The sequence below is a fragment of the Longimicrobium sp. genome (genome assembly GCF_036399935.1).
Classification (GTDB): Bacteria; Gemmatimonadota; Gemmatimonadetes; order Longimicrobiales; family Longimicrobiaceae; genus Longimicrobium.
In genome coordinates this window covers 1-9,586 of record NZ_DASWMD010000026.1, presented here as the reverse complement: position 1 = coordinate 9,586, position 9,586 = coordinate 1, and the positions used below count along the sequence as shown (strand labels likewise).

The following is a 9,586-nucleotide window of genomic DNA, read 5'->3' as shown; positions in this document are numbered from 1 at the left end:
CTCCCGGACGCGCGCCGCCACGATCCGCATCACAGTGTCGACGCCGTTGAGGGGAGGGGGGCGCGCGGCTATATTCGTGGTCGTCGCAGCCGATCCCCCGCGTTCCCCGGCAGTTCCGTGTCCCGCACCGCACTCGCACGCCGATACCGCCCGCGCCAGTTCAGCGAAGTGGCGACGCAGGAGCACGTTTCCGAGACGCTTCGCTCGGCCGTGCAGCGCGACCGCGTGGCGCACGCCTACCTGTTCTGCGGCCCGCGCGGCGTGGGTAAGACCACGCTGGCCCGCGTGCTGGCCATGGCGCTCAACTGCCCCGACCGCACGGCCGAGGGCGAGCCCTGCGGCGTGTGCGACAGCTGCGAGCGCATCTGGGCCGGGCGCACCTCGCTGGACGTGGTGGAGATCGACGCCGCCTCCAACCGCAGTGTCGACGACGCCCGCGAACTGCGCGAGCGGGCCATGTACGCGCCGTCGGAAGAAGACCGCTTCAAGGTCTACATCATCGACGAGGCGCACATGCTCACCCGCGAGGCATGGAACGCCCTCCTGAAGATCCTGGAGGAGCCGCCCGCCCGCGTGATCTTCGTCTTCGCGACCACCGAGCCGCAGAAGATCCAGCAGCTCGCGGCGCCCATCCTTTCGCGCTGCCAGCGATTCGACTTCCACCGCATCTCCACCCCCGACCTGGTCGCCCGGCTGCGCACCGTGCTGGGGCACGAAGGCATCACCGTCGGCGACGAGGTGCTGGTGCCCATCGCGCAGAAGGCGGACGGGGGGATGCGCGACGGGCTGTCGCTGCTGGACCAGGTGCTCTCGTTCACCGAGGGCGCGCCCACGGCGGACGACGTGCGGCGCATCCTGGGACTGGTGGGCTCCGAGGTGTTTCTGGAGCTGTTCGCCATCATCGCCGACCGGCGCCCAGCGGACGTGTTCCGTTTCGTGGGACGGCTGCTGGAGCAGGGGTACGACCTGTCGGAGTTCTATCGCGGCCTGGCGGACTTCCTTCGCTCGCTGCTGATCGCGCGGCTGGACGGGGGCGACCCCGAGGGCGTGCCGGCGCACCTGCACCCCGCCCTGCGCGAGTGCGCGTCGCGCTTCGCGCCCGGCGATCTGCTGCGCATGCTCGCGCAGGTGGCGGAGCTCGACGCGGACGGACGCTTCCGCAAGAGCGGCGAGCAGCGCATCCTAATCGAGCTCCTGCTCCTGCGCTTCGCCTACCTGGAAAGCACGGTAAGCCTGGAGGACGTGCTCGCCGCGCTGGGCGTCGGGCGCGGGGACGGGCAATCCCGGGGAAACTCCGGGGGCGGCCGGCCGGCGTCTGAATCGCCCGCCGGCCGCCTGACCGAGCCGCCCGCTCCCGCTTCCCCGCCCGTCCCTCCTTCTGCCCCGGCTCGGGAGCCGACGCCCGTAGCTTCGGCCGACCCGGTGCCCACCGCCGCTCCTGCGCCGGACCCGGTTCCGCAGCCCGTCGTGCCCCCGCGCGCCGAAGCCGCGGCGCCTGTCGCTCCCCCGACACCCGCGCCGATCGTCAGCGCGCCGGTGCAGAAGATCGAGGCGCCGCCCGCGATGATCCCCCGGCCGGAAGCGTTCCGCGCGCCCGAACCGCCCGCGGACTTCGGCCCGCCGTCGTTCGACGACGCACCTCCGCCGCCGGAGCCGGACGACGTCGTAGACGCGCCCCGCTCGCGCGAGCCGTACGCGCCACGCGACTTCGCGCCCCCGCCCGACGAGCGCGCGCCCGCGGCGGACGGCGAGGCGGGTGAGCTGGATGGCGCGCGGGTGCGGCGGGCGTGGGCCTCGCTGCTGCAGGACGGAGACGGCGTTCCCCGGGGCGCCAGTCTCTTCCTGAAGCCCGCCAAGCTGGTGCTCGCCGGCCCCCGCGCTCTTCGCGTGGACCTGCCCCCCAACGCGCCCGTCGTCGAGCAGCTGTCCACCCCCGTCGCCAAACGCGCGCTGGAAGACGCGCTGGCGCGCCGCCTGGGCGGGCCGGTGACGGTTTCGTTCGGCGTGGGCGACGCGCCGGCGCAGCAGGTGGGGGGCAACCGCATCACTGCCGAAAGCGCCCGCCGCGACCGGCTGCAGCGGCTGACGGAAGGGGAACCGGTCCTGGCGGCTGCGGTACAAGCATGGGACCTGGAACTCCTGGACTGAGCGCGGGATCTGCCCTGTTCGCGGCCGGATCTTGCGCCGTCCTGGACGCAGGTGCAGTTCACTGGGTGTCCGAATCTGACCGTACGGATAGATGAACAACCTTCAGCAGATCCTCCAGATGGGCCAGCAGGTGCAGGCCCGCATGTCGCAGCTCCAGACCGAGCTGTCGTCGAAGACCGTCACCTGCTCCAGCGGCGGCGGCATGGTGACCGTTACCGCCGATGGCAAGGGAAAGCTGCGCACCATCAAGATCGACCCCTCCGTCGTGCAGCCCGACGACGTGGAGATGCTGGAAGACCTGGTGCTGGCCGCGGTGAACGAGGCGCAGAACCGGGCCAACGCGCTGTACGAGGAGGAGATGCGCAAGGCGGCGGGCGGCTTCCAGCTTCCCTTCCCCGTCCCGGGGCTCTGAGCCTCGCTTGTCGGCCATCGACGAGCTGGTGGGCGAGTTTTCGCGCCTGCCGGGGATCGGAAGGAAGACGGCGCTCCGGCTGGCGTTCCACCTGCTGAAGGCGCCGGAGGAGGACGCGCGGCGGCTGGCGCGCAGCATCGTGGACGTGCGCGACAAGGTTCGCCCGTGCGAGCGCTGCGGCAACCTGTCGGACGCCAGCCCCTGCGGCATCTGCCTGAGCTCGCGCCGCGACGTGGCGACGCTGTGCGTGGTGGAGGAAGCGTCGGACATCATGGCCATCGAGCGCACGGGCGAGTACCGGGGGCTGTACCACGTGCTGGGGGGCCGCCTTTCGCCGCTGGACGGCATCGGCCCGTCGGAATTGAACGTGGCGCCGCTGGTGCAGCGCGCGGGGGCCGGCGAGGTGCGCGAGGTGGTGCTGGCCACCAATCCCAGCGTGGAGGGCGAGGCCACGGCGCTGTACCTGGCCCGGCTGCTGGCGCCGCTGGGGCTCCGCGTTACGCGCATCGCGCGCGGGCTGCCCGTGGGGGGCGACCTGGAGTACGCCGACGGGGTGACGATCGCCGAGGCGCTGGCGGGGCGGCGGGAGCTGTAGCGCGCGTCTAGCCCGGGAATTGCCCATTGGCCGCGGACCGATCCGCGGCCTTTTGTTTTTTCGGGCCTTGCCCGTTACTTTGATGCCGCGTTCACCCCATCGCAGATCCCCACCGCCTCCGGGTGATGGAAAGCAATCGAATCGTACGCACCGCCGCCTTCGCCCTGCTGGCCATCGCCGCCGCGGCGGGCTTGGGCGCGCTGCTGCTGCGCGACCAGATCAGCCGCAGCCGCCGCGACCTGTTCAGCCCGCACCCGCTGCGCCGGCTGGCCGCGCTGGAGTACCTGGGCGGCGTTCCGGCCTCGGTCGACACGGTGCTGCTGCTGCGCGACTTCCTGGCGTGGGAGCAGCGCCCGCTGCTGCGTAAGCGGGCGCAGGGGGTGCTGGCGCGGGTGGAAGCCGGCGTGGCGGCCCGGCACCCGGCCGAGGTGGCCTGATGGCCGGCGGCGCGAGCAGCTGGAGCTTCGAGGAGCGCGACGTCCAGCGCATCGACCGCATCCTGCAGGACTTCCTGTACGACGCGGGCGCCCGCTGCGCGCTGCTGGTGGACCGCACGGGGCAGCTGGTGACCACGGCGGGCGAAAAGCCCGAGTTCGACTCGGTGGCGTTCGCGTCGCTGGCCGCGGCCGACTTTTCGGCCAACGACCAGCTGGCGTCGATGATCGGCGAAACGGAGTTCTCGTCGCTCTTCCACCAGGGCGAGAAGGAATCGATGTACCTTGCCGACGTGGTGCGGCGAGTGATCCTGGTGGTCCTGTTCGACAACCGGACCACCCTGGGGATGATCCGCATCAAGGTGAAGGCGGTAGTGCGCGAGCTTTCCGAGGTGTTCAGCGAGATGTTCTCACGGTCCGCCGCGGCCCCCCAGGGGCTGCGCGTGGAGGCCGGCTTCATGGACGAGGCGGAGGACGAGATCGACCGCCTTTTCGGCGATCTCTGAAAGGGCCACGTCCATGTCGATGATCAACTACGCCTCGCGCGAGATCAACTGCAAGATCGTGTACTACGGCCCGGGCCTGTGCGGCAAGACCACCAACCTCGAGTACATCTTCGAGAAGGTGGCGCCCAACACCCGCGGCAAGCTGATCTCGCTGGCGACGGAAACGGAACGGACGCTCTTCTTCGACTTCCTGCCGGTGGACCTGGGCTCCATCCGCGGGTTCAAGACGCGCTTTCACCTGTACACGGTGCCCGGACAGGTGTACTACAACGCGTCGCGGAAGCTGATCCTGAAGGGGGTGGACGGGGTGGTGTTCGTGGCCGACAGCCAGGTGGAGCGGCTGGACGCGAACATCGAGTCCATGCACAACCTGTACGACAACCTGACGGAGTACGGGCTGGACCTTCGCGAGATCCCGTTCGTCATCCAGTACAACAAGCGCGACCTGCCCAACATCTCCTCGCTCGAGGAGCTGCAGCGCGAGCTGAACCCCAGCAACGTACCCACGTTCGAGGCGGTGGGCGTGCGGGGGATCGGCGTGTTCGACACGCTGAAGGCGGTGAGCAAGCTGGTGATCAAAGCCCTGAGCTGACCGGACACACCATGGCCTGGCGCAACCTTCCGAACGCGATCACGCTGGGGCGCATCGTCCTAGCGCTGGTGGTGGCGCCCATGATCGTGACCGACGCCTTCTCGTGGCGGCTCGCGGGGTTCATCGTCTTTCTGGCCGCCGCCTTCTCCGACCTGTGGGACGGCCACCTGGCCCGCTCGCGCAACCTGGTGAGCGACTTCGGCAAGCTGATGGACCCGCTGGCCGACAAGCTCCTGCTCGCGCTGACCTTCATCCCGTTCTACCTGCTTTCGCACGGGTGGGAGCCGCACACCCGGTTTCCCTGGTTCGGCGGGGTGCTTCCGCTCTGGGTCCTGATCGTGATCTTCGGGCGCGAGATCTTCATCACCGTCTTCCGCGGCTACGCGGCCAGGCGCGGGGTGATCCTGGCGGCAGGCAAGGCGGGCAAGCTCAAGGCGGTGTTCCAGAACATCTTCGTGGGCGCGGCCATCTTCTGGTACGCCCTGCAGTCGGCCGCGCGCGAGAACGCGTGGGACACCGCCTTCTGGAGCTTCTGGCAGAAGTTCCACGCCGGGTTCACCATGGTGTCGCTGGCCGTCGCGGTGGTGCTGACGGTGTACTCGCTGTACGTGTACCTGCGCGACTTCGGCATCCTGGGCCGCAAACGGGGCGCGTCGTGACCCGCCGCGCCGGCTGACCCGGGTGTCCGGCCTGGACGAGCGCTCCGGGGAGTTGCGCGCGGCCGACGGGCTGCGCCTTTCCTATCGCTCCTGGCCGGTTCCGTCCCCCCGCTCCGTCCTCATCCTCTCGCACGGGCTGGGCGAGCACGCCGGCCGCTACGCCCCCTTGGCGGCGGACCTGGGGCGCCGCGGCGTGGCCGTCCACGCGCTGGACCACCGCGGCCACGGAAGGTCGCAGGGCCGGCGCGGTTTCGTTTCCGAGTTCAGCGAGTTCGTCCGCGACTTCGAGGCGTTCCGCGCGCGCATCGCCGGGGAGACGCCGCCCGGGGTGCCGATCTTCCTGCTGGGCCACTCGCTGGGCGGGCTGATCGCCATCCGCTACCTGCAGGCCCATCCGGAGGTGCCGCTGCGCGGGGCCATCCTGTCGGCGCCGCTGCTGGGGGTGGCGGTGAAGGCGCCCCGGTGGAAGACGGCGATGGCGGGGGTGCTGTCGCGCATCGCCCCGTGGGTGCCCATCTCCAACGGGATCGATCCCGCGGAGCTGTCGATGGCCGAGGGCTACGCGCGGGCCTATCGCAGCGACCCGCTGGTGCACCCCATCGTCACGCCGCGGCTGTACACCGAGTTCCTGGGCGCCATCGAGGCGGCGTTCCGCGAGCGCGACACCATCAAGCTGCCCATGCTGGTGCTGTCGCCCACGGCGGACCGGGTGGTGATGCCCGAGGCGGTGGCGCGGTGGGCGGCGGAGCACCCTGCCGCGGTGCAGGTGAGAAGGTACGAGGGCTTCCGCCACGAGTCGCTGAACGAGCGCGACCGGCACCGTGCGGTCGCCGACGTGGCGGAGTGGATGGAGGCGCAGGGGGGCTGAACCTGCCATCCTGGCGGGTTTGCGTGGAACGTGGCTTGCCACCTTCCGCAGGGGTACGAGCAGGCGACGCGCGCCGGCTCCCGGTGGGGCCGGCGTTTGGATCATATGCACAGCACGTCTGGAGTTCGATGAGCGAACAGGACAGCACGGCCGCCGAGGAACAGGCGGTGGAGAACGAGGCTTCGTCGGGCGCGGACGGCGCGGCCGACGGGCTGGCCGCGAGCGACGGCGCCGCGGGCGGCGGAGATACGTCGTTCGCCCCGGCCGAAACGCGGAGCGGCGGGGTGGACGAGCTTTCGACCATGCGCGACCGGCACCTGCGCCTGGCGGCGGAGTTCGACAACTACCGCAAGCGCGTGGAGCGCGAGCGTTCCGAGAACATGGTGCGGGCGCAGGCGCAGATCCTGGAGCGGCTGCTGGAGCCCCTGGACGACCTCGCCCGCATCGCCGACTTCGACCCCGCCACCACCGCCGCCGGCGCGCTTCACGAGGGCGCCGAGATGGTGGAAAAGAAGTTCATGCGGGTGATGGAGGCGGCCGGGCTGGAGGCCATCGACGCCGAGGGGAAGCCGTTCGACCCCACGGTGCACGAGGCGCTGACCACCGTGCCCGCCGACACGCCCGAGGAGGACAACACGGTGGCCCAGGTGTACCAGAAGGGCTACCGGTACAAGGGTGTGCTGCTGCGCCCCGCGCGCGTCGTCGTGAAGAAGCACCCGGGTTGAGCACGGCCGCCCCGCCGGGGCGGCCGCTATCCATGGCGGACACACGATGGCGACACAAACCAAGGACTTCTACCGCATCCTGGACGTGGCCGAGAACGCCACGCCCGACGAGATCAAGAAGTCGTACCGCAAGCTGGCCAAGCAGTACCACCCCGACGCCAACGCCAGCGACGCGGCCGCGGCGGAGCGCTTCAAGGAAATCTCCGAAGCGTACTCCGTGCTCTCGGACGACGAGAAGCGCAAGCAGTACGACCAGATGCGCAAGCTGGGCGCCTTCGGCGGGTTCGGCGGCGGCTTTCGCCCTGGCGGCGGCGCGCGGCCCGGGCCCGGCGGCGCGCAGACCATCAACCTCGAAGACCTGGACCTGGGCGGCTCGCCGCTAGGCGACATCTTCGGGTCGTTCTTCGACTTCGGCGGAAAGAAGCGCGCCGGCGGGCGGCCGGGCGGGCCGGAGCGCGGCGAGAACATCGAGTACATGGTGGAGATCCCGTTCCGCACGGCGGTCCGGGGGGGCAAGGTGACGGTGCAGGTGCCGGTGACGGAGGAGTGCGCGAGCTGCCATGGCTCGGGCGCGGCGCCCGGCGCCACGGTGAACACCTGCCCGGAGTGCAAGGGCAGCGGCACGGTCACGTTCGGGGCCGGCGGGTTCGGCGTTTCGCGCCCCTGCCCCATGTGCGGCGCCAAGGGCCGCGTGCCCAGTGAGCCGTGCCCCGCCTGCCGCGGCGCGGGCCAGGTGCGGCGCGAGCGCGCGGTGCAGGTGACGGTGCCGGCCGGGGTGGACACCGGCTCCAAGCTGCGCCTGGCCGGCCAGGGCGAGCGCGGCGCCTCGGGCGGACAGCCGGGCGACCTGGTGCTCACCTTTCGCGTGGAGCCCGACCGCTTCTTTTCGCGCGACGCGCTGGACCTGAACTGCACCATCCACGTGAACCTGGCGCAGGCCGTGCTGGGCTCCAAGGTGAAGGTGCGGACGGTGGACGGCCCCATGGTGGTGCTGAAGGTGCCGCCCGGAACGCAGCCCGGGCGCCGTTTCCGCATCAAGGGGATGGGGGTGGAAAAGGCCGGCCGCCGCGGCGACCAGTTCGTCAAGGTGCAGGTGGACGTGCCCGAGACGCTGGACGAGCCGGCGCGCAAGGAATTCGAGGAGTTCGCCGCCGCCGCGGGACTGCGGCACTGAACTGCAGTACCAGGTGCCAAGTACCAGGTGCCGGTTCCACGAACCGGCACGAAGCTGGCACCCCGGCTACCGCACTAGGTACTTGGCACTCGGCACTTGGTACTGAGAACTTGCAATGAGCCAGACGTTCACCGACGAGAACCTGCTGACCTGGGAAGCCTTTGCCTCGGGGGGACGCTTCGGCCTCTCCATCCGGCCCAAGGTGATCTTCCACTGCGTGTCTGACCGGGCCATGCGCGCGCGCTTCGTGGAGTTGCAGGGCGACGAGGCCGACGCCGAGGACATGATCCACGACAGCTCGGTAGACCAGCTCCGCCAGATGCTGGCGCAATCGAAAGAGCTGGACTGAGGTCCGGGTTAAGGGATGGAAAACGGGAGCAGCGCCACGTGCGCTGCTCCCGTTTTCATCTCTTACCTCCGCGCCGACTCGCCTTGGACCACGAAGGTGGATGCGGACGTCTCATGCTCCGCCACACCAGCACCAGCATCACCAGCCCGAACGCAATCAGGATTACCTCCGCCCAGGGGAAACCCCCGCAGCCATCGCATTTTACGATGTCCATCGACTTGCTCCTGGACCGGTGAATCGTCCAACCCTTCAGGAGGAACGCGTGCGACAACCCGGATCTGACGTGTGCGCCAGGTCATGGAGAGCGGCGAGATACTCCTGGATCGCATCCCGGATGTTCTCGATGGCCTCTTCCCTCGTCTCGCCTTCCGACCAGCAGCCGGGCAGTTCGGGACAACTGACGCTGTAGCCCTCGTCGGTGCGATGAAGCAGGACCTTGTACATCATGTAGTCTCCCGTTCGCGCTACCCGCCCGACTACATCGCAATCCGGCCGCCGCCAAGGACCACGTCGTCGCTGAACATCACCGCGGACTGGCCTGGGGTGATGGCGCGCTGCGGCTGATCCAGCACCAGGTTTACCGTGCCGCCTTCAACCGACACGACTCGCGCGGGCACGGCCGCGGCGCGGTGGCGCACCTGAACGCGGATCGCGTCGCCCGGCGCGGGGGGCGCAGCGAGCCAGTTCAAGTCGTCGATGCGTACGTCCTCGCGCACCAGCTCGTCCGCGGTGCCCACGACTACCTCGCGCGTCGCCGGCCGCGTGCCGATCACGTACAGCGGCAGCGAGCGCCCGCCGCCCAGCCCCTTCCGCTGCCCCACGGTGTAGCGCGCGTAACCGTCGTGCTCGCCCAGCACCTCGCCCGTGGACGTCACCAGCTTGCCGGGGGTAAGCGATGCGTGCTCGCTCCCCAGCTTCCGACTGAGGAAGTCGGCGTAGTTGCCCGTCGGCACGAAGCAGATTTCCATGCTCTCTGGCTTTTCGGCGGTGGAGAGGCCCAGCTCGCGGGCGCGCTCGCGCACCTGCGGCTTGGTAAGCTCGCCCAGCGGAAACAGAAGCTGCGGAAGCATTTCCGGCGGCAGCGACCACAGGAAGTAGCTCTGGTCCTTTTTCTCGTCCAGCCC

Annotated in this window: 13 protein-coding genes; 11 read left to right on the top strand and 2 right to left on the bottom strand. The window is 70.1% G+C overall.

Features of this window, described 5'->3' with window-relative positions:
• Positions 1-117: 117 nt before the first annotated feature.
• From dnaX to VGB24_RS09510, 11 genes are all read left to right on the top strand, one after another.
• Positions 118-2,148, top strand: a complete 2,031-nt coding sequence (gene dnaX, locus VGB24_RS09560; protein WP_331072718.1) for a DNA polymerase III subunit gamma/tau — start codon at positions 118-120, stop codon at positions 2,146-2,148.
• A 91-nt stretch (positions 2,149-2,239) separates the two neighbouring features.
• Positions 2,240-2,560 carry a YbaB/EbfC family nucleoid-associated protein gene (locus VGB24_RS09555; RefSeq protein ID WP_331072717.1) on the top strand — a complete coding sequence of 107 codons (321 nt, stop codon included), beginning with the start codon at positions 2,240-2,242 and terminating at the stop codon, positions 2,558-2,560.
• Positions 2,561-2,567: 7 nt separating this feature from the next.
• The gene (gene recR, locus VGB24_RS09550) at positions 2,568-3,155 is read left to right on the top strand and encodes a recombination mediator RecR (protein WP_331025285.1); all 588 of its coding nucleotides are present in this window, start codon (positions 2,568-2,570) and stop codon (positions 3,153-3,155) included.
• Between the two features lie 125 nt (positions 3,156-3,280).
• On the top strand, positions 3,281-3,592 hold the full coding sequence (locus tag VGB24_RS09545) for a hypothetical protein (protein WP_331025284.1): 312 nt from the start codon (positions 3,281-3,283) through the stop codon (positions 3,590-3,592).
• Positions 3,592-4,095: a roadblock/LC7 domain-containing protein gene (locus VGB24_RS09540; protein WP_331025283.1), complete on the top strand. Its 504-nt coding sequence runs from the start codon at positions 3,592-3,594 to the stop codon at positions 4,093-4,095. The genes VGB24_RS09545 and VGB24_RS09540 overlap by 1 nt, the downstream gene beginning before the upstream one ends.
• 13 nt (positions 4,096-4,108) lie before the next feature.
• Positions 4,109-4,687 (top strand): GTP-binding protein, encoded by a 579-nt coding sequence (locus VGB24_RS09535; RefSeq protein WP_331025282.1) that lies wholly within the window; start codon positions 4,109-4,111, stop codon positions 4,685-4,687.
• Between the two features lie 11 nt (positions 4,688-4,698).
• A complete protein-coding gene (locus VGB24_RS09530) occupies positions 4,699-5,346 on the top strand; it encodes a CDP-alcohol phosphatidyltransferase family protein (RefSeq protein ID WP_331072716.1) in 648 nt (215 codons plus the stop codon).
• Positions 5,347-5,368: 22 nt separating this feature from the next.
• Positions 5,369-6,214 carry a lysophospholipase gene (locus VGB24_RS09525; RefSeq protein WP_331072715.1) on the top strand — a complete coding sequence of 282 codons (846 nt, stop codon included), beginning with the start codon at positions 5,369-5,371 and terminating at the stop codon, positions 6,212-6,214.
• A 128-nt stretch (positions 6,215-6,342) separates the two neighbouring features.
• A complete protein-coding gene (locus VGB24_RS09520) occupies positions 6,343-6,939 on the top strand; it encodes a nucleotide exchange factor GrpE (RefSeq protein WP_331072714.1) in 597 nt (198 codons plus the stop codon).
• A 46-nt stretch (positions 6,940-6,985) separates the two neighbouring features.
• Positions 6,986-8,113 carry a J domain-containing protein gene (locus VGB24_RS09515; protein ID WP_331072713.1) on the top strand — a complete coding sequence of 376 codons (1,128 nt, stop codon included), beginning with the start codon at positions 6,986-6,988 and terminating at the stop codon, positions 8,111-8,113.
• A gap of 115 nt (positions 8,114-8,228) precedes the next feature.
• Positions 8,229-8,462, top strand: a complete 234-nt coding sequence (locus tag VGB24_RS09510; protein ID WP_331025277.1) for a hypothetical protein — start codon at positions 8,229-8,231, stop codon at positions 8,460-8,462.
• A 249-nt stretch (positions 8,463-8,711) separates the two neighbouring features.
• Here the strand turns inward: VGB24_RS09510 and VGB24_RS09505 are convergent, their stop codons facing one another.
• Both VGB24_RS09505 and VGB24_RS09500 read right to left on the bottom strand, forming a co-directional pair.
• Positions 8,712-8,909, bottom strand: coding sequence for a type II toxin-antitoxin system HicB family antitoxin (locus tag VGB24_RS09505; RefSeq protein WP_331072712.1), 198 nt, complete (start codon positions 8,907-8,909; stop codon positions 8,712-8,714).
• A gap of 29 nt (positions 8,910-8,938) precedes the next feature.
• Positions 8,939-9,586: MnmA/TRMU family protein (locus tag VGB24_RS09500; RefSeq protein ID WP_331072711.1), on the bottom strand; the 648-nt coding region annotated here is incomplete at its 5' end.